Raw genomic sequence first — 24706 nt, 5'->3', positions numbered from 1 at the left:
TCCCCGCCGGCGCGGGCCCCGCGAGCGCCCGGCGCCGCCCCCGCCCCGGCCCCCGCCCCCGTGGCGCCGCGGCCCGGACCGCCGGCGGCCCGGGCCTACGGACCCTGTTCCCGGGCGAAGACGGCGGCCTGGACCCTGCTGCGCAGGTGCAGCTTCCCCAGCAGTCTGCTGACGTGCGTCTTCACCGTGGCCTCCGCCATCTCCAGCCGCGCCGCCACCTCCGCGTTCGAGAGCCCGTCGCCCAGGCACCCCAGGACCTCCCGCTCCCTGCGGGTCAGCGAGGCCAGGGCCGCGGCCCGCTCCGGCGCCACCTCCGGCCGCCGCACCCGCGGCGAGGCGAACTCGGCGATCAGCCGCCGGGTCACCGCCGGCGCGATCAGACCCTCCCCGCCCGCGACCGTCCGTACCGCCGCGATCAGTTCGGCGGCGTCCGCGTCCTTCAGCAGGAAGCCCGCGGCCCCGGCCCGCAGCGCCCCGAAGACGTACTCGTCGAGGTCGAAGGTGGTCAGGACCAGGACGTCGGCCAGCCCCTCCCCGACCACGAGGCGCGTCGCCGACACCCCGTCGAGCCGCGGCATCTGCACGTCCATCAGCACCAGGTCCGGACGCAGCTCGCGCGCCAGCCGCACCGCCTCCTCGCCGTCCGCCGCCTCGCCCACCACCTCGATGTCGCCCGCGCTGCGCAGGATCAGCACCAGCCCGGCCCGGACCGCGCTCTGGTCCTCGGCCACCACCACCCGCAAGGTCATGCCTCCACCGCCCTCTCGTCGGCGGGCAGCAGCGCCCGCACCCGCCACACCGCGCCGGCCGGGCCGGCCGTGAACCGGCCGCCCAGCAGCTCCGCGCGCTCCCGCATGCCGATCAGCCCGGCCCCCGACCCCGGGGCGCGCGGCCCGGACCCTTCCCCGTACGGGGAGTCGACGGCCACCGTCAGCAGGCCGCCCCCGTACGCGACGCCGACCGTGACCGTGCCCGGGAGGGCGTGCTTGAGGGCATTGGTCAGCGACTCCTGCACGATCCGGTACGCCGCCAGCTCCACCGGCGCCGGCACCGGCGCGGCCCCCTCCCGGCCCGGCCGGCCGTCGCGCAGCACGAACTCCAAGCCGCTCGCCGAGCCGTTGGCCCCGGCCTGCCCGACCAGGGCGTCCAGGGCGTCCAGCGAAGGGCTGGCGACCGCCTCCCGCGCCGCGCCCGCGTCCCGCAGCAGTCCGATCAGCCGGCGCATCTCGGACAGGCCCTGGACGCTGTTCTCCCGGATCACACCGAGCGCCTCGCGGCTGGTGTCCGGCCGGTCGATGGAGAGCGCGGCGGTGGAGTGGATGGCGATGGCCGACAGGTGGTTGGCCACCATGTCGTGCAGCTCGCGGGCCATCCGGGCGCGCTCGGCCGTCACCGCCTGCTTGCGGTCCATCTCGGCCAGCAGTGCGGTCTGTTCGGCCCGCAGCCGGGCCGCCACGGCGGCCTCGCGGTGGTTGCGCAGGGTGGCCCCGGTCAGCGCCGGGCCGAAACTGACCAGCCCGGTGACCACGCCGATCAGCAGGGCCTGCGGGGTGCGCAGCCAGGCCACCGAGGCGATGGCGACGGCCACGGTGATCAGGCCGGTGGTGACGGGGAGCCGGCGGGCCATGGGCGGTTTCCCGTAGACCACGGCCGCGTACATCAGGTCGGTGAAGATCAGGACGGTGGCCAGGTTCCCCACCGTGAACTGGTCCGCGATGATTCCGGCGGTGCCGACGGCCAGCGTCACGTTCGGCAGCGAGCGCCGCAGCAGTTCCATCGCACCGAGCGCGAGCAGCGGGACCAGGGCCGCCCAGTCGGGGAGCAGGTGGCGGTCGCCGGAGGAGTACACGCCGAGCGACCACAGCAGGAGGCCGGCGAGCACGCTGACCACGGCGAGGAACACGTCGTCGCGGTGGGGGCGGGGGATCTTCGGCAGCACGCACCCATCCAACACGCTCGCGCGGCACCCGGCCTCGCCGCCGGGGCGGAGGGCCGGCAGGCGACGACTACACCGAAGGATGCAGTCGGCCCTCGTCACCGCGGACGACGAACCGGCCCCGATCCGACGGCAGTCTGGAAGGGAAGAAGAGGAAACCGGACGGAAGGGAGAGCCCCGTGATCATCGCGCTGGTCATCGCCTGCGAGGTCGGCTTCTGGGTGCTGCTGGCGGCCGGCCTGGCCCTGCGCTACCTGGCGAAGAGGCCGCGGGCGGGAGCGGCGGTCCTGCTGTGCGAGCCGCTCCTCGAACTCGTCCTGCTGGTGGTCACCGCACTCGACCTGAAGAACGGCGCCGAGCCCGACTGGAAGCACGGCCTGGCCGCGCTGTACATCGGCTACACCGTCGCCTACGGCCACTACACCGTGAAGTGGCTCGACGGCCACGCCGCGCACCGGCTGGGCGGCGGCCCCAAGCCGCCGGGCGCCGGGTACGGCAGGGCGCGCGCCGTCCACGAGTGGAAGCTGTGGCTGCGCACGCTCGCCGGCGCCGCCGTCGCCCTCGCCCTGCTCCAGGGCGCCATCCGGTACGTCGGCGCCGCGGGCGACGTCAGCACGCTGGAGGGCTGGCAGTTCGCCACCCTGCGCGTGGTCGCCCTCCACGCCCTGATCGCCGTCGGGTACACGGTCTGGCCGAAGAAGGCCCCGGCCCGCGCCGAGGACCGGCCGGCGCCGGCCCGGGCCGACCGCTAGACCGTCCCGCGGCCGATGCCCCCGGCCCGCGCCCTAGCGCTCGCCGCCCGGTACCCACAGCACGTCCCCGACCTCCTTGTTGGCCACCCGGGCCAGGATGAAGAGGAGGTCGGAGAGGCGGTTGAGGTAGGTGGCCGTCAGCGGGTTCATCACCTCGCCGTGCACCTCCAGCGCCGCCCACGTCGACCGCTCGGCCCGCCGGACCACCGTGCACGCCTGGTGCAGCAGGGCCGCGCCCGGGGCGCCCCCGGGCAGGATGAAGCTGCGCAGCTTCTCGACCTGTTCGAGGAACCGGTCGCAGTCCGCCTCCAGCTTGTCGACGTAGAACTGCTCCACGCGCAGCGGCGGGTACTGCGGGTCCTCCACCACCGGGGTGCACAGGTCCGCGCCGACGTCGAACAGGTCGTTCTGCACCCGCACCAGGACCTTCACGACCTCCTCCGGGAGCGACCCCAGCGCGATGGCCGTACCGAGCGCCGCGTTGGCCTCGTTGGCGTCGGCGTACGCGGAGATCCGCAGGTCGGTCTTGGCCGTCCGGCTCATGTCGCCGAGGGCGGTCGTGCCCTTGTCGCCGGTCCGGGTGTAGATGCGCGTCAGGTTCACCATGCGGCCAGCGTAGACGGGGGGCCGCCCGGAAAAGCGGGCGACTGGGGCCGATCGGGGAGCGGTTGGCCGAACCGGGACCGGGAGTGGGCCGGACCGGTGTGATGTCCGTCAGTTGAGACGTGACGCGTGTTACTTAGCGGTCACAGCGCACCGCCCGAGCGCTAGTCTCCGCCCCAGAGGCCTGTCAGGCCGGGCCGTTTTCGAGGACTAGGGGTGTGCAGTGGCTGGGAAGCTCGCCGTCATCGGTGCCGGACTGATGGGTTCCGGGATCGCACAGGTCTCCGCCCAGGCAGGGTGGGACGTCGTCCTGCGCGATGTCACCGACGCCGCGCTGACCCGGGGCACGGACGGGATCAAGGCCTCTTACGACAAGTTCGTCTCCAAGGGCCGGCTGTCGGCCGAGGACGCCGAGGCCGCGCTCGCACGCATCACGACGACCACCGACCTGGACGCGGCGGCCGACGTGGACATCGTCGTCGAGGCCGCCTTCGAGAAGATCGAGATCAAGCACGAGATCTTCCGCGCCCTCGACAAGATCGTCCGCGAGGACACGATCCTCGCCTCCAACACCTCCGCCATCCCGATCACCAAGATCGCGGCCGTGACGGAGCGTCCGGAGCGCGTCGTCGGCGCCCACTTCTTCTCGCCGGTCCCGCTGATGCAGCTGTGCGAGCTGGTGCGCGGCTACAAGACCAGCGACGAGACCCTCGCCGCCACCCGCGCGTTCGCCGAGTCCGTCGGCAAGACCTGCATCGTCGTCAACCGCGACGTCGCCGGCTTCGTGACGACCCGTCTGATCTCCGCGCTGGTCGTCGAGGCCGCCAAGCTGTACGAGTCGGGCGTCGCCTCCGCCGAGGACATCGACATCGCCTGCAAGCTCGGCTTCGGCCACGCGATGGGCCCGCTGGCCACCGCCGACCTCACGGGCGTCGACATCCTGCTCCACGCCACCAGCAACATCTACACCGAATCGCAGGACGAGAAGTTCGCGCCGCCGGAGCTGATGCGCCGGATGGTGGACGCCGGAGACATCGGCCGCAAGAGCGGGCAGGGCTTCTACAAGCACTGACGCGGCCGGGCCACCGAGCGCCGTCGTTCGAAACGCCGTTCACCCCACGGAGTGAATTAGGTATCGGTTCGCTCACGGTCGGCAACTTCCCCGCCCGCGCGGCAGTCAGTTGCAGTGAGAGTTGCCGACCACGGACCCAGTCGGACCATACGTACGCAGTACCGCCGGGAGTACACATGCACATCAGGGGCGACCACGCCGAACTCGCTGTCGGGGGCCGCCTCGACGTGCGCAGCGCGGCGGACGCCCGTTCGGCCCTCCACACCGCCCTCGACGACGGCCACGGCGACCTCGTGCTCGACCTCACCAGGCTCGACTCCTGGGACGCCACCGGCCTCGGCGTGATCATGGGCGCGCACCGGAGGGCCGGCCGGAGCGGACGTCGCCTCGTCCTGCGGGGGGTGCCGCCGCAGATGCAGCGGCTCCTCGTCGCCACCCGGCTCCACCGCATCCTCGCGATCGAGGGCGGCCTGGAGGCCGAAACCCTGCCCCGGGTCTGATCCGGCAGCCGCCACCACACCCTGCGGAAACGTAACGGTACGGGGGCGAACGGCACCCCGGCGGTTCCCGCGCGGCCGGCCACCGTCTAGGGTTCGGGCGGAAACCGGACCAGAAGCGACAGCGGCGTGTGCGAAGGCCGGGCGGTACGACGGCGAGGCGCGCGGCCCGCGATCGGGGGACTTGGTCATGGACCGGACACACAAGCAGGCGGCCGTCCCGGGGGACCCGGGCGATCCGGCGGCGCAGGGCGGTCCGGCCCCGGCCGACCCCGCACCCGCCGCTCCGGCCGGCGGTCCCGCGGGCACGACCGGGCAGCAGCCCGCGGCCGGCACCCCGGCGGAGGCCCTGCGCGTCGTCACCCTGACCGCGGGCGACTTCTCCCTCACCGTCAACCCCGTCGACGGCAGCGAGATAGAACCGCACCGCCCCGGCACCACCACCCGCCGCCCCGCCAAGCGCGAGAGCGCCGCCCGCCGGGCCCGCGAGGCGGGAGCCCGACCGCCCCAGGCACCCGGCGCGCCCGCCCCCGCGAGGCTGCTGCCCTCCCGCCGGGAGGAGCGCGAACGCCTCGTACGCCTGCTGGGCCGCGGCCGCTCCGTACGGCTGACCGGGCCCGCCGGCTCCGGCCGCACCACCCTCCTCGACGCGGTCGCCGCCGAGTGCGCGAACCTCGCGCCGGACGGCGTCGTACGCCTCAGCGGCCACGGCCACCAGCAGCCCGGCGAACTGCTCCACGCGCTCTACGCGGCCGTCTACGAGGCCCCCGAGGAACGGCCCGACCGGATCGAACTCCTCTCCCGGGTACGGGACATCGGCGCGGTCGTCCTCGTCGACGACCTGGAGCTGGGCGGCCCCGCCCTCGACGAACTGCTGCGCGCCACCCCCGAGTGCGCCTACCTGCTCGCCGCGACCCCCGACACCCGGGCCCCCTCCGACGACGCGCACCTGGAGGAGGTCCTCCTCTCCGGGCTCGGCCGGGACGAGTGCCGGGACCTGCTGGAGGCCGGCCTGCGCAGAGCGCCGACGGACCAGGAGAGCGCCTGGGCCGAAGACCTGCGCTTCGCCTCCGAGGGCCTGCCGCTGCGCTTCGTCCAGGCCGCCGCGCTGCTGCGCCAGCGCGACGAACTCAACCGCTGTGACGTGGACGACGACGAGGAGGAGCCGGGCGTCTTCGAGGAGCGCCCGCGCGACACCGTCGAAGTCCCCCTGCCGACCCTCGCCGAAGGCGCGGCCCCGGCCGAACTGCTGGCCTCCCGGGTCAGCGAGTCCGCGCGGGCCGCGCTGCGCATCGCGTGCGCGCTGGGCGGCGAACTGCCCCACCACGCCCACCTCCCCGCCCTGGTCGGTGACACCCACGCCGACCTGGCCGTCGCCGAACTGCTCGGCTGCGGACTGCTCACCCCGGTCGGCACCCGCTACCGGCTGGCCGCCGGCGTCGCCCGGCAGCTGGAGGACGTCGGCTACGGCGACAGCGCCGCCGAGGAGGCCCGTACGGCCGCCCGGCACTACGTCTGGTGGACCGGGCACGCCTCGCTGACCCCGGGGCGGGTCGCGGCCGAGGCCGACGCGGTGCTCGCGGCGCTGGCCGGCGCCGACGTGGTCGCCGCGGTGCTGCTGGCGCGCACGGCTGCCCCGGCGTTCGCGGCCTCGCTGCACTGGGAGGCCTGGGAGCGGGTGCTGCGCTCGGGCGCGGAGGCCGCGCGCAAGGCGGGGGAGGTCGCCGAGCAGGCGTACTTCCACCACGAACTCGGCGTGCTCGCGCTCTGCGAGGGCCGCCTCGACCGGGCCCGGGCCGAGCTGGAGACCTCGATCGGGCTGCGGGGCGCCCTCGCCGACAAGCGGGGCACGGTGGCCGGACGGCGCGCGCTGGCACTGGTCGTGGACCGGGAGTCGGCGGGAGCCCCGCCCTCGCCGCCGCTGCGCCTGGAGGCGCCGGCCGCCCTCCAGGGCACGGTGGCGCCAGGCGCCGCAGCCTCGGCGGCGGCCGCCGCCGGAGCGGGCCTGCCGGCCGCCCCGGAACCCCTGACGGTGCCCCTCCCCGCCACCGACCGCGACGACCCCGCCCGGACGACCCCCTTCCCGGTGTCCGGCGCGGCCGACCGCACGACCCCCTTCGGCCTGGCGGGCCTGACCACCACGGCCCCCCTCCCGGACCTCCCGCCGACCCCCGTCCCGGGAGCCGGCGCACCCGGCCTGCCCGGCACGTCGGCGGCGTCCGTCGGCCCCGGCCCGCTGGGCGGACCCGGTACGCCCGGGTCCGACGCCGGACCGGCCGCGTCCGCCCCGCCCGTGGACGCCGGCGCGCCCGAACGCGGCGACCCGTCGGGCTTCCCGGGTGCGACCGCGACCGGCACGTCCGCCCGGCAGGGCACGCCCGAACCGTCCGGCGCACCCGGCGCCTCCGCCCCGCAGAGCGGCCGCACCGCCTTCCCGACCGTCCGGGCCACCGGCGTGCCCGGCCTGTCCGCCGCCCCCGGCTTCCCCGGCCCGTCGGCCGCCCCCGGCTTCCCGGGCACGGCCGGACTGCCGGGCGGCTCCGGGGCGTTCCCGTCGGCCGGAGCGCCCGGGGGCACCGGAGCGCCCGGCACGGCCGGAGCCCCGGGCTTCGGCGCGGACGGCGGACCCGGCGCCGCCTTCCCGGGCGGGCCGGCCGGGACGGGGCAGGGGCCCGGCGCCCCGGAACCGTCCGAGGCCGTGACGCGGCTGACCCCCGTGGTGCCCGTGACGCGGCGCTCCGAGCCGTCCACGCAGCTCGCACAGGTGTTCGAGGAAGCGTTCCCGCTGACGCCGAAGCGGCCCCCCGCACCCGTACCCGCCGCGCCCGCACCGGCCCCGGCGGCCGGGCGCCGGCGCGTGGTGCTGCTCGCCGGGGCGGGGGCGCTGGCGGTGGTGGCCCTGGGCACGGTGGTGGCGCTGGCCATGGGCTCCCCGGACCCCGAGGCGCCGCCGACCGCCCCCGGGGCCACGACCCCGGCGGCCGTGGTGCCGTCCGTCGCGCCCGGAACCAGCGGGAACGATCCCGCGCCCACGCCGCCCGCCGACCCCGCCGCGCCCGAGCCGTCCACCGCGCGCACCGGGAGCACCACGCCGACCCCCGGCCGGAGCACCTCCCCGACCGCGTCGAAGCGCCCGTCGTCCACGCCGCAGAAGTCCACGTCGCCGACGCCGTCCTCGCCCCCGCCGTCGTCCCAGGAGCCGACCCCGAGCCCGACGCCCCCGGAGAGCCCCCCGCCGACGGGCACCACCCCGACGACGCCCGCGACGCAGACCGCCACCGCCGGCTAGACCACGGGAGCAACGGGGCGTCGGGGCAACGGGGCAACGCGAAGGCCGGGGGGCCCGGCCCCCGGCCTTTCGCGCGGCCGCCGGAACACCGCCGGCGGCCGACGGCCCGCTCAGAACAGGCGGAGCTTGTCGTCCTCGATGCCGCGCATCGCGTTGTAGTCCAGCACCACGCAGTCCATCCCGCGGTCCGTGGCCAGCACCTTGGCCTGCGGCTTGATCTCCTGGGCCGCGAACACGCCCCGTACCGGGGCCAGGTGCGGATCGCGGTTCAGCAGCTCCAGGTAGCGGGTCAGCTGCTCCACGCCGTCGATCTCGCCGCGCCGCTTGATCTCCACGGCCACCGTCGCGCCCGACGCGTCGCGGCACAGGATGTCCACCGGGCCGATGGCGGTCATGTACTCGCGCCGGATCAGGGTGTAGCCCTCGCCCAGCGTCTCGATGCGGTCCGCCAGGAGCTCCTGGAGGTGCGCCTCGACACCGTCCTTGATGAGACCCGGGTCGATGCCGAGCTCGTGGGAGGAGTCGTGGAGGACTTCTTCCATCGTGATGATGAGCTTCTCACCGGCCTTGTTGACGACCGTCCACACGCCCGACTCGTCACCTGTCCCCTCTTTGAGGGTGCACGGCGGCGACATCCAGTTGAGCGGTTTGTACGCCCGGTCGTCCGCGTGGATCGAGACACTGCCGTCGGCCTTCACGAGGATCAGACGGGGTGCCGAGGGCAGATGGGCGGTGAGGCGGCCCGCGTAGTCGACGGAGCAGCGGGCGATGACGAGACGCATGGTCGGCAACGCTACTCGACGGATGCGCCTCCACGCGATTCGCCCCTGAAAGCCCCCTTCGCGGATGGCGCGTTGTATGCGCATTCTCCTGGTGCGGCACCCGAGGGGCGCCTACCGTGGTGAGCGGGAGGTTGCCGAGCGTGCACGCTGCGTCGCGGCCTCCTTCCCTGCCCGTAAGACTCCGGCAACCCAATCGGCCGGGGTCGCGAGAGGAGAACCCATGTCGCTCGACGTCTCACCGGCCCTACTCGAACAGGCCGAGCGAGGCGAGGTCGACGAAGCCGCCTTCGTCGACTGCGTCCGGACCTCCCTGCCCTACGCATGGGAGATGATCAGCTCGCTGGTGGCCCAGCTGAAGGTGGACGGCGGACAGTTCGCCGACAACCAGACGCCGCCCCCGGACGAGCAGGCACGGGGGCAGCTGTTGCGCGCCCTCGCGAGTGACGCGATACGCGGTGCCCTGCAGCGGCACTTCGGAGTGCGCCTGGCTTTCCAGAACTGCCACCGGGTAGCGGTGTTCCCGCTGGACGCCTCGGTGGACGACCGGCTGGCCAAGTTCACTTCGATCCGCGGCCAGCTGCTCAACCAGTCGCCGGAAATGCGGGACTGCTAGCCGGACCCCGAATCTGCGGGACCCGACGTACAGAGCCGGACCACAGCAGGCGGGACCGGACCGGAAACACCCGGCCCGGACCCTTCGGCGGACGATCTCAGCCGAGGCGGGGCAGGACTTCGGCGCCCAGGCGCCGTACGTTCTCCTCCGTCGCGGCGAGATCTCCGGAGCCCTCCGCCAGGAGCGCGAAACGCGTGATGCCCGTCCGCTCCGCCGTGGCCGCGAGCCGGTCCGCGGCCAGCGCCGGCGTGCCCACCGGGTGCAGCGCGCACAGCAGCTCCGTGTACGCCACCGGGTCCCGCATGGCCCGCTTTCGGCCGTCCACCGTCACGTGCGCGTCCAGGCCCTGCCGGAACCACCCCGGCATGTTCTTCACCAGGGTCTCGCGGGCGTCCGCCGTGCGGTCCGCCAGCTGGCACACCCCGGCCGAGACGTGCCCCGCGGCGGCCACGTACGGCGCCCCGTACCCGGCCTCCCGCGCCGTACGGCGCCACAGCGCGACCATCGCCGCCTTGTCCTCGTCCCCGCAGTGCATGCCCAGCAGCATCGGCAGCCCCCGCTGCGCGGCCATCCGCACCGACGCCGGCGAGGTGCAGGCCACGATCACCTCGGGCGGCGGCGCGTCCCCGTCCAGGGAGTCCGAGGGCCGCGGTACGACGGCCACCTCGCGGAAGCCGTGCCGCTCGCCGTCGCCCGCCACCCGCGACGCGGACAGCCAGCGCCGCAGCAGGTCCAGATCGGCCGGGAAGCCGCTCTCGTACGCCTCCAGACCGCCCCCGAACACCTCCAGGTCCACCCACGGCCCGCCGCGCCCCACTCCGAGCGTGAACCGGCCGCCCGACGTCAGGTGCAGCAGCGCCGTCTGCTCCCCGAGGGCGACCGGGTGCGTGCTCGGCAGGACGGTCACCGCCGTCCCCACCCGCAGCCGCCGCGTCCGGCCCAGCAGCAGGGCCGCCAGGGTCACCGCCGAGGGGCACACCCCGTACGGGACGAAGTGGTGCTCGGCCAGCCAGACCGAGTCGAGCCCCGCCTCCTCGGACACCTCGGCCGTCCGCACCGCCCGGTGCAGTGCCTCGCCCGCTCCCTGGCCCGGGAACTGGGCCGCCAGTACAAACGCTCCTACGCGCATCGCCTTTAGCCTCCTCGCGGCTGACGCGGCCTCCCCCAGGTGGACCGGTTCTCCCTATGGCAACAACGTCCGACACGTGCCAAAGGCACGGTCCCACCGGAAAGTTATTGGGATTGTCGGGCCAGTCCCCGTCGTACGATCCGCCTTCGACAGACACCCTGCGGTTACCCGGCCCCGCGGCGCGTAGTCTGGAAGAAATTCACCGCCGCCCGCCCTTCCGTGAGGTATACGTGTCACCGCGCCACAACCGCCCCAGGGGCGGCGAGACTCCGGACGAACGCCCCTCCACCGGCCTCGACCGGTACGGGCTGGAGCGCACCGAGGAGTACCAGGGCGAGGAGTGGAAGGTGCGGCACGTCGCGGGCGCGAGCGCGGCGGGCAAGCGCTACCGCTGCCCCGGCTGCGACCAGGAGATCCCCTCCGGCACCCCGCACCTGGTGGCCTGGCCCGAGTACGGCGGCGTCGACGACCGGCGGCACTGGCACAAGGCCTGCTGGAACGCGAAGGACCGCCGCACTTCCAAGGTGCAGCGGTCCCGCAACGCGCCCAGGTACTAGGCCGTCCCCTCCGGACCCCGCGGGCCCGGCGGCATCACACGTCCCGGCGGCCGACCACCACGTACGAGGCGGCCACCGCGGCGCCGGTGACCAGCAGGATGAGCACCATGTGCGCGGTGTCGCCCGGGAGGGTGACGCCCTCGGCGCCGCCGGTCGGCATCCCGAACATCGTCATCAGCGCCACCGGGGCGTTGTGCCGCAGGACCACCTGCCCGAGGGGCGCCGTGGCCTGCCAGACGTTGAGCATCGCCCCTATCACCGGCGGCAGCGTCACGAGCCCGAGCATCACGGCGATGGCCCCGGCCGAGTGCCGGATCAGCGCGCCGACGGCGAGCGCGAGCACACCGAGCAGCGTGACGTAGAGGCTGCCCAGCAGCGCGCCCACCCACTCGGACGCCCCGTGCACCCCGGCGGCCCCGCCCCCGTGCGCGATCCGCGCGGCGAGGCCGACCGCGACGACGGAGCAGGTGGTCACGGTGAGGGCCGTCGCGCCGAAGACGAGGTACTTGGCGGTCAGCACGCGCAGCCGCTCGGGGGCGGCGGTGAAGGTGGTGCTCACCAGCCCGGTCGCGTGTTCGGAGGTGATCGTCAGGACGCCGAGCACGATGACGGCGAGCTGTCCCACCAGCAGCCCGAAGAGGGCCGGGGTGGCGAAGGAGATGTCCCGGTAGTCCCCGTCGGCGGTCTGCGCCACGAACAGCAGCCCGATGCCGACGACGGTCAGGACCAGGGAGAGCAGCGTCCACAGGGTGGAGCGGACGGAGACCAGCTTGGTCCACTCCGAGGCCAGCGCGTGCCCCAGGTGGGGCCGGGGCGCGGGCTGCGCGGAGCCGGGGCTCCCGTCGCGGGCCGCGGTCGCGCCCGCCGCGGCGGGCGCCGGGCCGGGGGTGGAGGCGGTCATGCGGTGTCCTCGGTGTCGTTCTTCGCGGTGGAGGCGAGCTCGCCGGGGCTGCCGGGCATCAGGAAGGGCCGCCCGCCCGCCGTGGGCGGCGGCGGGGCGTAGAAGGCGTCGCCGGGGACCTCGGGGGCCGTCCCCTCGTCCTCCCACGCGGGCAGGGCCAGCGGCTCGGGCTCCCACAGCTCGGCGCGCGGGTCCTGGGTGGAGGTGTACTCGACGGAGGACTGGGTCATCCGCATGTACGCCTCCTCCAGGGAGGCGCGGTGCGGGGACAGCTCCCACAGCCGTACGCCGGCCCCGTGCGCCAGGTCCGAGATCCGCGGCAGGTCCAGCCCGGTCACGCGCAGTGCTCCGTCGGGCTCCTTGAGGACCCGCGCGCCCGCCGCGACGAGGGCCGCACCCAGTGCGTCCCGGCCATCCGGACGCGTGTCGGCCGCGCGGACCCGAGCGAATCCGGCCGAATTGTGGGTGATGAACTCCTGGGTGCCCATCTCGGCGAGCAGCCGGCCGCGGCCGATGACGATCAGGTGGTCGGCGGTCAGGGCCATCTCGCTCATCAGGTGCGAGGAGACGAAGACGGTGCGGCCCTCGGAGGCGAGCTGGCGCATGAGGTTGCGCACCCAGAGGATGCCCTCGGGGTCGAGGCCGTTGACCGGCTCGTCGAAGAGGAGCACCTGCGGATCGCCGAGCAGGGCGGTGGCGATGCCGAGCCGCTGGCCCATGCCGAGCGAGAAGCCCTTCGTGCGCTGCCGGGCGACGTCCTGGAGGCCGACCACGGCCAGCACCTCGTCGACCCGCTTCTCCGGGATGCCGGACAGCTGGGCGACGGAGAGCAGGTGGGTACGGGCCCGGCGGCCGCCGTGGACGGCCTTGGCGTCGAGCAGGGCGCCGACGTGCCGCTGGGCGTTCGGCAGCTCCCGGAAGGGCAGGCCGTTGATGGTGACCCGGCCCGAGGTGGGCCGGTCCAGGCCGACGATCATGCGCATGGTGGTGGACTTGCCGGAGCCGTTGGGCCCCAGGAATCCGGTGACGTGACCCGGCTTGACCTGGAAGGACAGCTGGTCGACGGCGGTCTTGGCGCCGTAGCGCTTGGTCAGGCCGACTGCCTCGATCATCTTGCTGCCCCTTACCAGGCCGGGACGACTTTCGCCCGCGTAAGGATTAAGAGGATATCGAGTCCGCGCCGGTTCCGTCCCGGGCGTGATCCCTGAACCGACCCTGAGGCCGGCTCGGGGATCACCCGTAGTACGTCAGGGGGAGACGGTGCTCACGCGTCCCGCTTGCGGAGGACGACGTAGCCGCCGATCACCGAGGCGGCCACCCACAGAAGCATGATCCCGAAGCCGCCCCACGGGCCGTAGGGGGTCGAGCCGCTGTCCATGGCGCCCGGCACCACCTGCATGATCTTGGAGCCGGCCTGGTCGGGGAAGTACTGGGCGACCTTCCGGGTGGCGTCGACCGCGCCGAGGATGTTCGAGACCAGGAAGAAGAACGGCATCAGGATGCCGAGCGCCAGGATCGAGCTGCGCAGGATCGAGGCCACGCCCATGGAGAACAGCGCGATCATGGCCATGTAGAGCCCGGCGCCGATCACGGCCCGCAGCACGTTGTCCTCACCGATGCCGATGGAGCGGTCGCCCAGGATGGCCTGTCCGAGGAAGAAGGACAGGAAGCTGGTCACCAGGCCCACGACCAGGGCCAGCGAGGTGGCGACGAGCAGCTTGCCGAACAGGAAGCTGCCGCGGCGGGGCACGGCGGCCAGCGAGGTGCGGATCATGCCCGAGCTGTACTCGGTGCCGACCACCAGCACGCCGAAGACGATCATCGCGAGCTGGCCGAGGCTCATGCCGGCGAAGCTCGCCACGGTCGGGTCGAAGGTGAGCTGCTGCTCCGGGGGCATGTCCTTGAAGGAGGCGTTGAAGAACGCGCAGAGCGCGGCGCTGAGGCCGACCGTGACCACCACGGCGGCGACCAGGGTCCAGACGGTCGAGGAGACCGTACGGATCTTGGTCCACTCGGACTTGAGGACGGCGGGGAAGGAGGCCACGGTCACTCGCCGCCCTTGCGCGTCGCGTCGAAGCCGGCGCCCCAGGCGGGGACGTCGGCGGGCCGGGCCGGATTGTCGGTGGCCGCGCCGGGCGCGACCGGTCCGCCGGGGAGGGCGGCTCCGGGGGCGTGGGCGTGGTACTCGACGGAGTCCGCCGTCATGCGCATGAACGCTTCCTCCAGTGAGGCCCGTTGCGGGCTGAGTTCGTGCAGCACGATCCGGTGCTCGGCCGCGAGCTCGCCGAGGCGCTCCGGACCGACCCCGTCGATCTCCAGGGCGCCGGTGGCCGGGACGCTGATCGCGTCGATGCCCGCCCCGTGCAGGACGTCCTTGAGCCGTTCCTGCTGCGGGGAGCGCAGCCGCACGAAACTGCGCGAGTTCTGCTGGATGAAATCGGCCATCGACAGGTCCGCCAGCAGCCGGCCCTGCCCGATCACCACCAAATGGTCCGCCGTCAGCGCCATTTCGCTCATCAGGTGCGAGGAGACGAAGATCGTCCTTCCCTCCGCGGCCAGGCCCTTCATCAGATTGCGGATCCAGAGAATTCCCTCGGGGTCCAGACCATTGACGGGTTCGTCGAACATCAGGATCTCCGGATCGCCGAGCAGGGCGGAGGCGATTCCCAGCCGCTGCCCCATGCCGAGCGAAAATCCTTTCGACTTCTTCCGGGCCACGGCCGTCAGGCCCACCAGGTCCAGCACCTCGGAGACCCGCCGCTCCGGGATGCGGTTCGACTGGGCGAGGCAGAGCAGGTTGTTGTACGCGCTGCGGCCGCCGTTCATGGCCTTCGCGTCCAGCAGCGCCCCGATGTACTTCAGCGGTTCCGGCAGGTCCCGGTAGTGCTTGCCGTCGATCCGGACCGTACCGCTGGTCGGGTTGTCGAGGTCGAGCATCATGCGCATGGTCGTGGACTTGCCCGCCCCGTTGGGGCCGAGGAAGCCCGTCACCACCCCCGGTCTGACCTGGAAGCTGAGGTTGTCCACGGCGGTCTTCGCGCCGAATCGTTTGGTAAGTCCCTCAAGCTCGATCATGCGGGCCACGCTAGAACGCCGAAGGGCCGTACGCCACCTCAAACAGGTGACATACGGCCCCTCAGGGATGCGCAGCGGCTCCCGGCGTACGGAAACCGGCGTACTAGCGGCTCTGCTGGGCCGGGACCCCGCGCGAGACCGGCTCGTCGTCGACGATCGGGTTGGCCGCGGCGACGGCCGCACCGGTCAGCGTGGCCAGCATCTCGCGGACGTTGGTCAGCTGCGCGTTGATCGAGTCGCGGCGGTTGGTGAGCGCCGCCAGCTCGCGCTCGGACTCGCTGCGGATGCGGTCCGCCTTGGCGTTGGCGTCGGCCACGATGTCCTCGGCCTGGCGCTGCGCGGTCTCCACCGTCTGGCGCGCGCGGCGCTCGGCGTCCGTACGGAGCTTCTCGGCCTCCAGGCGCAGCTGCTCCGCGCGGTGCTCGATCTCGGCGAGGCGCTTCTCGGCCTTGGCCTGACGGCCGGCCAGGTCGCGCTCCGACTGCTCGCGCCGCTTGGCCAGGTTCGTCTCGAAGTCCGCGGCGGCCTGGGCGGCCTTGGCGCGGGTCTCCTCGAACAGGGCGTCGGCCTCCTCGCGCTTGGAGGCCGCGTCCTTCTGGGCCTCGGCGCGCAGGGTGGAGGCGTCGCCCTTGGCCTTCTCGACGATGCGGACGCCCTCGTCCTCCGACTTCGACTTGCGGTCGGCGGCGAACGACTCGGCGTCGTTGCGCACCTGCTGGGCGGCCGACTCGGCGAGTTCGCGGTGCTGCTCGGCCGCGCGGCGGGCCTCCTCGCGCAGGTCCTTCGCCTCCTCTTCGGCCAGCCGGAGGATCTTCTCGACCCGGGCACCGAGGCCGGCGTACGACGGCTCGGCGTCGCTCACCTGGGCCTGGGCGTTCTGCGTTTCGAGGTGCAGCTCCTCGATCCGCTTTTCCAGAGAGTTGATGCGTCCAAGGGCGCTGTCGCGGTCGGAGACCAGCTTGGTAATGCGGTCGTCCACCTGACCGCGGTCGTAACCACGCCGCACGAGCTCGAAGCCGAAGGGGGAGGAAGTGTCGCTCATGGGGTTCCTGTCGAATGAGACCGATGAGGTGCTACGTGAGGTGTTAAGGGGAATCCTAGGCGCCCGGACGGCGTGTCATCGAGTCAATCCGCGTTTGATCCGGACAATGACACCCCTTTTGAGTGGCAAGGCGACAGAATGCTTGTCCCCCGTTCGCCTGAAACTCCATCAGGAGCACACGCCGCGGCGCTTCGTCTAGGACTCTGATGACTTGCCACCCGAACGAGTGGACCCCGCTGCCGCGCCGGCCTTCACGCCCCCCGCGCCCTGACCGCCGACCGCGGGCTTCCCGCCGCCCGAGGGCGCCTCGAATGATTCCAACGCCTCAAGAACGTCCTGGACACGGGAGATCTCCGCCTGAATGTCCTCGCGCCGGCGCACCAGGACCGCCAGCTCACGGCGCCCCTCGTCGACGAGCCGCTCGGCCTCCGCCGTCGCCCGGGCCAGGACGCCCTCCGCCTCGCGGGTCAGCTCGGCCTTCTTCTGCTCGGCCTCCTTCAGGAGCGCCTCGGCCTTGCGCACCGCGGCGATGCGGACCTTGCTCGCCTCGCTGCTCGCGTCCGACACCAGCTCCTTGGCCTTCGCCTCGGCCTCGACGCTCTGCTCGGTCGCCGCCCGCACCAGCTTGTCCACGCGCTCGCCGGCCGACTTCATCTGCTCGGCCGACTCCCGGCGGGCCCGCTCGTGCAGCTCCTCGACCTCCGCCTCGACCCGGCCGCGCAGCTCCTCCGCACGCTCCCTTATGGCCGCGGCGTCCGTGCGCGCGCCGACCAGCAGCTCGTTGGCGTCCGTACGGGCCCTCTCCACCAGGGAGTTGCCCTCGACCGTCGACTCCGAGGTGATCCGCGCCGCCTCCTTGCGCGCCGCGTCGACCATCGCGTCGGCCTGCTCCTCGGCCGCCGTGGTGGAGGCCAGGGCCTGCTTCTGCGCGTCGGAGGTGAGCTTGTCGGCCTCCGCCGCGGACTCGGTGATGAGCCGGTCGACCTGCTCAGCGGCCTCGCTGCGCCGCTTGTTGGCCTCCTCGCGGGCCTCGTCGAGCAGCCGCTCGGACTCGGTGCGCGCCTGCGCACGGGTGCGCTCCGCCGCCGCGGCCGCCTCCGCCTTGACCCGCTCGGCCTCCGACCGGGTCCGCGTCGCGTGCTCCTGCGCCGACGACAGTGCCTCGGCCGCCTCGGCGCGCAGCCGCTCGGCCTCGTTCGCGGCCTCCCCGACCGTGCGCTCGTTGTCCTTGCGGGTGCGCGCGGTGAGCTTCTCGGCCTCCGAGGCGGCCTCGGTGACGAGCCGGTCCGCCTGCTCGGCGGCTTCGCTGCGCAGCCGGTTGGCCTCCGCGCGCGCCTCGTCCATCGTCCGCTCGGAGTCCCGCTCGGCGCCGGCCAGCGTCTCGTTGGCCGCGACCGTGACCCGCTCGGCCTCCGCGGTGGCCTCGCCGATGATCCGGCCGCCCTCCGCGCGCGCCTCGTCCAGCGCCGCCGCCGCCTCCGCGCGCAGCCGCTCGGCCTCCGCCGCGGCCTCGCCGACCGTCAGCTCGTTGGCCGCACGGGTCTCCTCCACGAGCCGGTCGCCCTCGGCGCGCGACTCCACCAGGATCCGCGTCGCGTCGCGCTCCGCCCCCGCCAGCGTCTCGGCCGCCCGCGCGGTGAGCTTCTCGGCCTCCGAGGCGGCCTCGGCGACGAGCCGGTCCGCCTGCTCGGCGGCCTCGGTGCGCAGCCGGTTGCCCTCCGCGCGCGCCTCGTCCAGGGTGCCGGCGGCCTCGCCGCGCAGCGCCTCGGCCGCGCTCTCGGCCTCGCCGACGGTGGCGGCGTTGGCCGCCAGGGTCTCCTCGGTGAGCCGGGCCGCGTCCGTGCGCGCCTGCTCCAGCGTCAGGGCCGCCTCCGCGGTGATCCGCTCGGCCTCGGCCACCGCCTCCCCGGCCGTGACCGCGTTGGCGGCCCGCGCCTCCTCGGTGAGCCGGCGGGCCTCCGCGGCCGCCGCGTCGGTGATCGCCAGGCCCTCGGCGCGCGAGGCCTCCAGGGACTCCGCCGCCTCGCCGCGGATGCGGTTGGCGTCCTCCCGGGCGTCCGCCCGGGTCCGGGCCGCGTCCCGCTCGGACGCCGCCAGGGCGTCCGTGGCCTCCGTACGGACCCGCTGCGCGTACTCGGCGGTGTCGGAACGCAGTTGCTCCGCCTCGGCGATGGCGTCGCCGACCGTGCGCTCGGCCAGGGCCTTCGCCGCGTCCGTCTCGGTGCGCGCCTCGCTGCGGATGCGCTCGGCGTCCCCGGCGGCCCGCTCCCGCTCCTCGTGGGCGTCCGCGCGGACGCGCGACGCCTCCTCCTCGGCCTCGGTCCGGGTGCGCTGCGCCGCGTGCTCGGCCGCGCTGCGCAGTCCGGCGACCTCCTCCTCGGCCTGCTCGTGCAGCCCGGCCACGGCGTCGCGCACCTGCTGCGCGGTGGCCTCGGCCGCCGCGACGACCTCCGACGCGCGCCGCTCGGCCTCCTCCGTCAGCCAGACCGCCTCGGCCTGCGCCTCCTCGGAGCGCTTGCGGGCCTGCGCCAGCAGCTCCTCGCTCTGCTCCCGGGCCTGCGCCCGCTCGCTCTCCGCGTCGGTCCGCGCCGAGGCCAGGGTCTCCTCGGACTCCCGGCGGCGGCGGGCCGCCTCCTCCTGCGCCGCCGCCAGCGCCTCCGCGGCCTCCGCGGCGACCCGCTCGGCCGCCGCCTTCGCCTCGGCGCGCAGCCGGTCCGCGGTCTCCTGTGCCTCGGAGCGCACGCGCTCGGCCTCGGCCTCGGCCTCGCCGGTCAGCCGTACGGCGGCCTGCTCGGCCTCCGCGCGCACCCGGCCGGCGTCCTGCGCCGCGTCCGTGCGCAGCTGGTCGGCCTCGGCCTCCGACTGCGCCTGCAGGGTGCGGATGCGCTCCGCCGCCTCGGCGCGCAGCCGGTCGGCCTCCTCGGTGGTCTCCCGACGGACGTTCTCCGCCGCCGCGCGGGAGTCGCGCAGCGTCTGCTCGGCCGTCGCCAGCCGGCCCTCCGCGTCCGCGTGCAGCCGTACGAGCTCCTCGTCGGCCTCCTGCCGCTTCGCCGCGAGGGACCGCTCGGTCTCCTCGCGCCGGGCCGCGGCCGCCGCGTCCGCCTCGGCCCGGACGGCCTCCGCCCTCTCCTCGGCCTCGGCGCGCAGCCGCTCCGCCTCCGCGCGGGTCCGCTCCAGGGTCTCCTCGGCCTGCTTGCGCAGGGCCGTCGCCCGCTCCACGGCCTCGGCGCGGACCCGCTCGCTCTCGGCGGTCGCCCCGCCGCGCAGCTCGTCCGCGTCCGCCTTGGCCTTGCCGAGGAGCTCCTCGGCCGTGCGGGCCGCCTCCTCGATCTGCTGGACCGCCTCGCGGCGGGCCTCGCCGCGGATCCGCTCGCCCTCGGCGACGGCCTCCGCGCGCAGCTGCTCGGCCTCGCCGCGCAGCCGCCGGGCCTCCTCCTGGAGCTCGACCGTGCGGGCCCGGTACTCCTCGGTGTCGTCCTTCGCGGCGCCCTTGAGCTCGTCGGCCGTGGTCGCCGCCTGGAGCCGCAGCCGGTCGGCCTCCGCCTCGGCCTCGCGGCGGATCCGCTCGGCCTCCTCGGACGCGGCCCGGGTGGTCGCCCGGGCGTCCTCCGAGGCCTTGTTCAGCACGTCCTCGGCGGTGCGGGCGGCCTTCGCCAGCTGCGCCGCCGTGTCCTCGGCCGCGGCCGTACGGGCCTGCTCGCCGGCCTCCGTGCGCAGCCGCTCGGCCTCGGCGCGGGCGTCGGCGAGCGCCTGCTCGGCCTCGGTCTTGAGGGCCTCGGCGTCCTTGGTGGCCTCCCCGACCAGCCGGGCCACCTGCTCCTTGGCGGTGCGGGTGCGCTGCTCGTTGACCGACTCGGCCGAGGCCAGCTGGCGGGCCGCGCTCTCCTCGGCCTCCCCGAGCAGCTTCTCGGCGGTGGCGCGGGCCTCGCGCAGCGCGCTGTCGGCCTCCTGCACCCGGGACTCGGCCACCCGCCCGAGGTCCATGCTCTGCTGCCGGGTCTGCTCGGCCTCGGCGGAGGCGGTGGAGCGCAGCCGCTCCGCGTGCTCGGTGGCCTCCTGGGCCTGGGCGGAGGCGGCCGTCAGCAGCCGCTCGGCCTCCTTGCGGGCGCGCAGCAGCGTGGCCTCGGCCTCGGCGCGGCCGGTCTCGGACGCCTCGGCGAGCCGGCGGCGGGTCTCCTCGGCGACGCGGGCGGCCTCGGACCGGGCGGCGTTGAGGGCCTGCTCGGCCTCGGCGCGGGACTCCTCCATGAGCCGGCGGGCCTGGGCCTCGGTACGGGCGCGCAGTTGCTCGGCCCAGGCCACGTTCTCGTTGACGTGGGCCTCGACGGTCTGGCGGCGCTCGTTGAGCTCCTGGTCCAGCCGCTGGCGGCGGTTGACGGCCTCGGCGTGCAGCTCCGCCTGGAGGCGCGCCTGGTGCTCGGCGTGCTCCTGGAGGATGCGCTGGGTCTGGGCCCGCGCGTCGCGCAGTTCGCGCTCGGCGTCCGAGCGCATCTGGTCGGCCTGGATCTGGGCATTGCGGAGCAGCTGCTCCGCCTGGTAGCCCATGTCCGCGCCGTCGTAGGCGGGGCGGGACGCCAGAGCCCGGCGTACCTCGTGGAGCTTGGCGCGCAGCACCTCGACCTGGTACCCCAGGTCATCGGCGTGCTGGACGGCCTTCCCGCGCTCCTTCTTCAGCCGCTCCATCTCGGCCTCGAAGAGCGAGAGGTGGTCGGCCTCGGCCTGATGGCTCTCCTGGCTTTCGTAGCCCCGCACAGCGCGGTCCCATCCGTCCCCTGGTCGCAAGCTCACTCCCAAATGAGCATCGCTCGCCCGCTGAACGACGCCCCCGGGGAATGGTGTCAGATACCGGGGCAGGGGTCACAGGCCCCGACCCCCGTCTCCGCACCGAAACCCCGGCCGAGCCATGGCCACTCTACCGGCCGGGGAATCGGGACATCAGTGCTGCGGGTTGGCCGTGACCAGTTCGGTCAGGACGCCGTGGCAGTCCTTGGGGTGCAGGAAGGTGATCGAGGAGCCCATCGAGCCGGTGCGGGGCTCGTCGTACAGGACGCGGACGCCCTTGCCGCGGATGGCCTCGGAGTCGCCCCGGACGTCCTCGGTGCCGAAGGCGATGTGGTGCACCCCCTCGCCGTTCTTGGCCAGCCACTTGCCCACCGCGGAGTCCTCCCGGGTCGGCTCCAGGAGCTGGAGGTAGGAGGCGCCGCCGTCCGAGGTCCCGTTGATCTTGAGCATGGCCTCGCGCACGCCCTGCTCCTCGTTGACCTCGGTGTGGAACACCTCGAAGCCGTACGTGGCACGGTAGAACTCGACGGTCGTGTCCAGGTCGAAGCAGGCGATCCCGATGTGGTCGATTCTTGTCAGCATGGGACCAGTGCACCGCCGAGGAGGGCGGTCACGCAACGTGCCAGCGATCACACCGACAGCCCGGTGACGGCGCGGGTACCGCTCAGTACATTCAGGTAAACCCTCGTTCACTCCTCATCCTCAAGGGGCTGTGCCTCATGTCCGGATCGAACAACACCACCTCAGTGATCGTCGCCGGGGCCCGCACGCCCATGGGGCGGCTGCTCGGCTCGCTGAAGTCCTTCTCGGGCGCCGACCTCGGCGGCTTCGCCATCAAGTCCGCGCTGGAGCGGGCCGGGATCACCGGCGACCAGGTCCAGTACGTGATCATGGGACAGGTGCTCCAGGCCGGCGCCGGCCAGATCCCCGCCCGCCAGGCCGCCGTCAAGGCCGGCATCCCGATGAACGTGCCCGCGCTCACCATCAACAAGGTGTGCCTCTCGGGCCTGGACGCCATCGCGCTGGCCGACCAGCTGATCCGCGCGGGGGAGTTCGACATCGTGGTCGCGGGCGGCCAGGAGTCCATGACCAACGCCCCGCACCTGCTGCCCAAGTCGCGCGAGGGCTACAAGTACGGCGCCGTCGAGATGCTCGACGCGATGGCCCACGACGGACTGACCGACGCCTTCGAGAACATCGCGATGGGCGAGTCCACCGAGAAGCACAACACCCGCCTGGGCATCGAGCGCGCCCCGCAGGACGCCTTCGCGGCCGCCTCGCACCAGCGGGCCGCCGCCGCGCAGAAGAACGGCGTCTTCGAGGCCGAGATCGTGCCGGTCGAGATCCCGCAGCGCAAGGGCGACCCGGTGGTGTTCGCGCAGGACGAGGGCATCCGCCCGGAAACCACCGCGGAGTCCCTGGGCAGGCTCCGCCCGGCCTTCGCGAAGGAGGGCACCATCACGGCCGGCACCTCCTCGCAGATCAGCGACGGCGCGGCCGCCGTGGTCGTGATGAGCAGGGCCAAGGCGGAGGAGCTCGGCCTGGAGTGGCTCGCCGAGATCGGCGCCCACGGCAACGTGGCCGGCCCCGACAACTCCCTCCAGTCGCAGCCGTCGAACGCGATCCTGCACGCCCTGGAGAAGGAGGGCCTGGCCGTCGCCGACCTGGACCTCATCGAGATCAACGAGGCCTTCGCCGCGGTCGCCGTGCAGTCAATGAAGGACCTCGGGGTCACCCCGGAAAAGGTGAACGTGAACGGCGGCGCCATCGCGCTCGGCCACCCGATCGGCATGTCCGGCGCCCGGGTGGTCCTGCACCTGGCGCTGGAGCTGAAGCGGCGCGGCGGCGGGGTCGGCGCGGCCGCGCTGTGCGGCGGCGGCGGGCAGGGCGACGCGCTCGTCGTGCGCGTGCCGTCCGCGCGGGGCTAGGACCGCCCGCAGTCGTACCCGTACCCGTAGCGAGAACCGAGGAGCGCAGCACGTATGACGGCGGTGGACGTCCCCCAGCTGGTGGCCCAGGCGCGTGAGGGCAGGCCGAGAGCGGTCGCCAGGCTGATCTCGCTGGTCGAGGGGGCGTCCCCGCAGTTGCGCGAGGTGATGGCGGCGCTGGCGCCGCTGACGGGCGGGGCGTACGTGGTGGGGCTGACGGGCTCGCCGGGCGTCGGCAAGTCGACGACGACCTCGGCCCTGGTGTCCGCGTACCGGGCGGCGGGCAAGCGCGTCGGGGTGCTCGCCGTCGACCCGTCCTCGCCCTTCTCGGGCGGCGCGCTGCTCGGGGACCGGGTGCGGATGTCGGACCACGCCTCCGACCCCGGGGTGTACATCCGCTCCATGGCCACCCGGGGGCACCTGGGCGGTCTGGCCTGGGCGGCTCCGCAGGCGATCCGGGTGCTGGACGCGGCCGGCTGCGAGGTGGTCCTGGTCGAGACGGTCGGGGTCGGGCAGTCGGAGGTGGAGATCGCCTCGCAGGCGGACACCTCGGTGGTGCTGCTGGCCCCGGGGATGGGCGACGGCATCCAGGCCGCCAAGGCGGGGATCCTGGAGATCGGCGACGTGTACGTGGTGAACAAGGCCGACCGGGACGGCGCCGACGCCACGGCCCGGGAGCTGAACCACATGCTGGGCCTCGGGGAGTCGCGCGGGGCCGGTGACTGGCGGCCGCCGATCGTGAAGACGGTCGCGGCCCGCGGCCAGGGCATCGACGAGCTGGTCGAGGCGCTGGAGAAGCACCGGGCGTGGACGGGCGAGCGGGGCGTGCTGGCGGAGCGGCGCACGGCGCGGGCCGCGCGCGAGGTGGAGACGATCGCGGTGACGGCCCTGCGGGCCAGGATCGCGGACCTGCGGGGCGACGCCCGGCTGGACGCCCTGGCCGCGCGGGTGGCCGCGGGCGAGCTGGACCCGTACGCGGCGGCCGACTCCCTGCTGGCGACGCTGACCGAGGCCTGAGCGCGGGGGAGGGGCGGGCGCGGGCCCTGTGCGGAGCCCGCGCCCGCCCCTCCGTTCCGTCGTGCCGTCCCGGGGGCCGGGTGTTCCGGGGCCGTCCGGCCGTCGCCGGCCGTCGGCGTCGGCCTGCCGTCAGTTGTCGTCGTCGTTGTCGCCCGTGGTGGACGACAGGACCTTCGCCGAAGCGCTGTCGATGTGTACGTTCTGGGTCTTGCCGCCGGTCGTCTTGACCTCGACGTCCCAGTAGGCCGCGCGGCCGTCGCCGTCGTCCCAGTCCACCGACCGGACCGTGCCGGGGTGCGCCTTCAGGGCCGCCGTGACGGCCTGCGCGGCCGAGACCTTCGCGGCGAGCAGCGGAGCGTGCTGGTCGGCGTCGTCGTCGTTGTCGCGCTCCTGCCTGGTGACGGCGCCGGTCGCGGCGTCGACCTGCACCTCGGCGTGCTTGCCGGCCTTGGTGATCACGTCGACGTGCCAGACGGACCCGTCGCGGTCGACGGACTCGACGACGCCCGGGTACGCCTTGAGCGCGGCCTTGACGGCCGATTCGGCCGTCGCGTCGGCCCGGGCGGGGGTGGACACGGAGGCGGTGGCGGACCCGGCGGTGGATGCGGCCGCTGCCGCGGACGCCACCGGACCTCCCAGCATCAGGACCACGGACGCGGCTGTCGCGATGTACACGGTGCGCTTCATCGGCTGACCTCCTTCGGCCGGCCACGGCGCCCACGGACGGGCGG

General features: G+C 74.2%; 21 protein-coding genes. 8 read left to right on the top strand and 13 right to left on the bottom strand.

Translation table 11 applies throughout. The annotated features are described in order from the left end of the window. Positions 1–95: 95 nt before the first annotated feature. The gene (locus CP968_RS10815) at positions 96–749 is read right to left on the bottom strand and encodes a response regulator (protein ID WP_150517811.1); all 654 of its coding nucleotides are present in this window, start codon (positions 747–749) and stop codon (positions 96–98) included. Then, complete coding sequence (locus tag CP968_RS10810) at positions 746–1939, bottom strand: sensor histidine kinase (protein ID WP_373304025.1); 1194 nt, start codon at positions 1937–1939, stop codon at positions 746–748. The genes CP968_RS10815 and CP968_RS10810 overlap by 4 nt, the downstream gene beginning before the upstream one ends. Before the next feature lie 176 nt (positions 1940–2115). Between CP968_RS10810 and CP968_RS10805 the strand changes: the two genes are divergently transcribed. Continuing rightward, the gene (locus CP968_RS10805) at positions 2116–2688 is read left to right on the top strand and encodes a hypothetical protein (RefSeq protein ID WP_150517810.1); all 573 of its coding nucleotides are present in this window, start codon (positions 2116–2118) and stop codon (positions 2686–2688) included. 33 nt (positions 2689–2721) lie between these two features. Here the strand turns inward: CP968_RS10805 and CP968_RS10800 are convergent, their stop codons facing one another. Continuing rightward, on the bottom strand, positions 2722–3294 hold the full coding sequence (locus tag CP968_RS10800) for a cob(I)yrinic acid a,c-diamide adenosyltransferase (protein ID WP_150517809.1): 573 nt from the start codon (positions 3292–3294) through the stop codon (positions 2722–2724). Positions 3295–3514: 220 nt separating this feature from the next. Between CP968_RS10800 and CP968_RS10795 the strand changes: the two genes are divergently transcribed. From CP968_RS10795 to CP968_RS34055, 3 genes are all read left to right on the top strand, one after another. Continuing rightward, complete coding sequence (locus CP968_RS10795) at positions 3515–4363, top strand: 3-hydroxyacyl-CoA dehydrogenase family protein (protein WP_150517808.1); 849 nt, start codon at positions 3515–3517, stop codon at positions 4361–4363. Positions 4364–4539: 176 nt separating this feature from the next. Next, positions 4540–4863: an STAS domain-containing protein gene (locus CP968_RS10790; RefSeq protein WP_150517807.1), complete on the top strand. Its 324-nt coding sequence runs from the start codon at positions 4540–4542 to the stop codon at positions 4861–4863. 187 nt (positions 4864–5050) lie between these two features. After that, positions 5051–8149, top strand: a complete 3099-nt coding sequence (locus CP968_RS34055; RefSeq protein WP_167536787.1) for an ATP-binding protein — start codon at positions 5051–5053, stop codon at positions 8147–8149. A gap of 110 nt (positions 8150–8259) precedes the next feature. On the opposite strand, the gene nucS is transcribed toward CP968_RS34055, so the two are convergent. After that, the gene (nucS, locus tag CP968_RS10780) at positions 8260–8931 is read right to left on the bottom strand and encodes an endonuclease NucS (RefSeq protein WP_150517806.1); all 672 of its coding nucleotides are present in this window, start codon (positions 8929–8931) and stop codon (positions 8260–8262) included. Between the two features lie 220 nt (positions 8932–9151). Here nucS and CP968_RS10775 point away from each other — a divergent pair, with 220 nt between their 5' ends. Beyond that, a complete protein-coding gene (locus CP968_RS10775; protein ID WP_073911458.1) occupies positions 9152–9544 on the top strand; it encodes an SCO5389 family protein in 393 nt (130 codons plus the stop codon). A 97-nt stretch (positions 9545–9641) separates the two neighbouring features. Here CP968_RS10775 and CP968_RS10770 read toward each other — a convergent pair whose 3' ends face one another. After that, positions 9642–10673 (bottom strand): LLM class flavin-dependent oxidoreductase, encoded by a 1032-nt coding sequence (locus CP968_RS10770; protein ID WP_150517805.1) that lies wholly within the window; start codon positions 10671–10673, stop codon positions 9642–9644. Between the two features lie 230 nt (positions 10674–10903). On the opposite strand from CP968_RS10770, the gene CP968_RS10765 reads away from it, so the two are divergent. Continuing rightward, positions 10904–11230: an ATP/GTP-binding protein gene (locus CP968_RS10765; RefSeq protein WP_150517804.1), complete on the top strand. Its 327-nt coding sequence runs from the start codon at positions 10904–10906 to the stop codon at positions 11228–11230. A 34-nt stretch (positions 11231–11264) separates the two neighbouring features. Here CP968_RS10765 and CP968_RS10760 read toward each other — a convergent pair whose 3' ends face one another. The 7 genes from CP968_RS10760 to mce form a co-directional block, all read right to left on the bottom strand. Beyond that, positions 11265–12131: an ABC transporter permease gene (locus CP968_RS10760; protein WP_150517803.1), complete on the bottom strand. Its 867-nt coding sequence runs from the start codon at positions 12129–12131 to the stop codon at positions 11265–11267. Next, positions 12128–13243: an ABC transporter ATP-binding protein gene (locus CP968_RS10755; RefSeq protein ID WP_150517802.1), complete on the bottom strand. Its 1116-nt coding sequence runs from the start codon at positions 13241–13243 to the stop codon at positions 12128–12130. The genes CP968_RS10760 and CP968_RS10755 overlap by 4 nt, the downstream gene beginning before the upstream one ends. Positions 13244–13395: 152 nt before the next feature. Then, entirely contained in the window at positions 13396–14175 is a 780-nt protein-coding gene (locus CP968_RS10750) for an ABC transporter permease (RefSeq protein ID WP_150521849.1), read from the bottom strand. Positions 14176–14177: 2 nt separating this feature from the next. Beyond that, positions 14178–15206 (bottom strand): ABC transporter ATP-binding protein, encoded by a 1029-nt coding sequence (locus tag CP968_RS10745; RefSeq protein ID WP_150517801.1) that lies wholly within the window; start codon positions 15204–15206, stop codon positions 14178–14180. Positions 15207–15309: 103 nt separating this feature from the next. Beyond that, positions 15310–16248, bottom strand: a complete 939-nt coding sequence (locus tag CP968_RS10740) for a coiled-coil domain-containing protein (protein ID WP_150517800.1) — start codon at positions 16246–16248, stop codon at positions 15310–15312. Positions 16249–16443: 195 nt separating this feature from the next. Then, positions 16444–21000, bottom strand: a complete 4557-nt coding sequence (gene scy, locus CP968_RS10735; RefSeq protein ID WP_189828862.1) for a polarized growth protein Scy — start codon at positions 20998–21000, stop codon at positions 16444–16446. A 183-nt stretch (positions 21001–21183) separates the two neighbouring features. Further along, positions 21184–21612 (bottom strand): methylmalonyl-CoA epimerase, encoded by a 429-nt coding sequence (gene mce, locus CP968_RS10730; protein ID WP_150517799.1) that lies wholly within the window; start codon positions 21610–21612, stop codon positions 21184–21186. A gap of 137 nt (positions 21613–21749) precedes the next feature. Here mce and CP968_RS10725 point away from each other — a divergent pair, with 137 nt between their 5' ends. Both CP968_RS10725 and meaB read left to right on the top strand, forming a co-directional pair. Next, a complete protein-coding gene (locus tag CP968_RS10725) occupies positions 21750–22958 on the top strand; it encodes an acetyl-CoA C-acetyltransferase (protein WP_150517798.1) in 1209 nt (402 codons plus the stop codon). Positions 22959–23012: 54 nt separating this feature from the next. Beyond that, a complete protein-coding gene (gene meaB, locus CP968_RS10720; RefSeq protein WP_150517797.1) occupies positions 23013–23975 on the top strand; it encodes a methylmalonyl Co-A mutase-associated GTPase MeaB in 963 nt (320 codons plus the stop codon). A gap of 129 nt (positions 23976–24104) precedes the next feature. Here meaB and CP968_RS10715 read toward each other — a convergent pair whose 3' ends face one another. Next, on the bottom strand, positions 24105–24662 hold the full coding sequence (locus CP968_RS10715; RefSeq protein WP_167536786.1) for a PepSY domain-containing protein: 558 nt from the start codon (positions 24660–24662) through the stop codon (positions 24105–24107). Positions 24663–24706: the final 44 nt, after the last annotated feature.

The sequence above is a fragment of the Streptomyces subrutilus genome, assembly GCF_008704535.1.
Classification (GTDB): Bacteria; Actinomycetota; Actinomycetes; order Streptomycetales; family Streptomycetaceae; genus Streptomyces; species Streptomyces subrutilus.
This window is presented reverse-complemented; position numbering and strand designations above follow the sequence as displayed.

Excerpts from the sequence above, each read along its gene's own strand:
- CP968_RS10800 (WP_150517809.1), bottom strand. The coding sequence starts at position 3,294 with ATGGTGAACCTGACGCGCATCTACACCCGGACCGGCGACAAGGGCACG.
- CP968_RS10815 (WP_150517811.1), bottom strand. The coding sequence starts at position 749 with ATGACCTTGCGGGTGGTGGTGGCCGAGGACCAGAGCGCGGTCCGGGCC.
- CP968_RS10715 (WP_167536786.1), bottom strand. The coding sequence starts at position 24,662 with ATGAAGCGCACCGTGTACATCGCGACAGCCGCGTCCGTGGTCCTGATG.
- nucS (WP_150517806.1), bottom strand. The coding sequence starts at position 8,931 with ATGCGTCTCGTCATCGCCCGCTGCTCCGTCGACTACGCGGGCCGCCTC.
- CP968_RS10755 (WP_150517802.1), bottom strand. The coding sequence starts at position 13,243 with ATGATCGAGGCAGTCGGCCTGACCAAGCGCTACGGCGCCAAGACCGCC.
- CP968_RS10740 (WP_150517800.1), bottom strand. The coding sequence starts at position 16,248 with ATGAGCGACACTTCCTCCCCCTTCGGCTTCGAGCTCGTGCGGCGTGGT.
- CP968_RS10770 (WP_150517805.1), bottom strand. The coding sequence starts at position 10,673 with ATGCGCGTAGGAGCGTTTGTACTGGCGGCCCAGTTCCCGGGCCAGGGA.
- CP968_RS34055 (WP_167536787.1), top strand. The coding sequence starts at position 5,051 with ATGGACCGGACACACAAGCAGGCGGCCGTCCCGGGGGACCCGGGCGAT.
- meaB (WP_150517797.1), top strand. The coding sequence starts at position 23,013 with ATGACGGCGGTGGACGTCCCCCAGCTGGTGGCCCAGGCGCGTGAGGGC.
- CP968_RS10775 (WP_073911458.1), top strand. The coding sequence starts at position 9,152 with ATGTCGCTCGACGTCTCACCGGCCCTACTCGAACAGGCCGAGCGAGGC.
- CP968_RS10725 (WP_150517798.1), top strand. The coding sequence starts at position 21,750 with ATGTCCGGATCGAACAACACCACCTCAGTGATCGTCGCCGGGGCCCGC.
- CP968_RS10760 (WP_150517803.1), bottom strand. The coding sequence starts at position 12,131 with ATGACCGCCTCCACCCCCGGCCCGGCGCCCGCCGCGGCGGGCGCGACC.
- CP968_RS10790 (WP_150517807.1), top strand. The coding sequence starts at position 4,540 with ATGCACATCAGGGGCGACCACGCCGAACTCGCTGTCGGGGGCCGCCTC.
- CP968_RS10745 (WP_150517801.1), bottom strand. The coding sequence starts at position 15,206 with ATGATCGAGCTTGAGGGACTTACCAAACGATTCGGCGCGAAGACCGCC.
- mce (WP_150517799.1), bottom strand. The coding sequence starts at position 21,612 with ATGCTGACAAGAATCGACCACATCGGGATCGCCTGCTTCGACCTGGAC.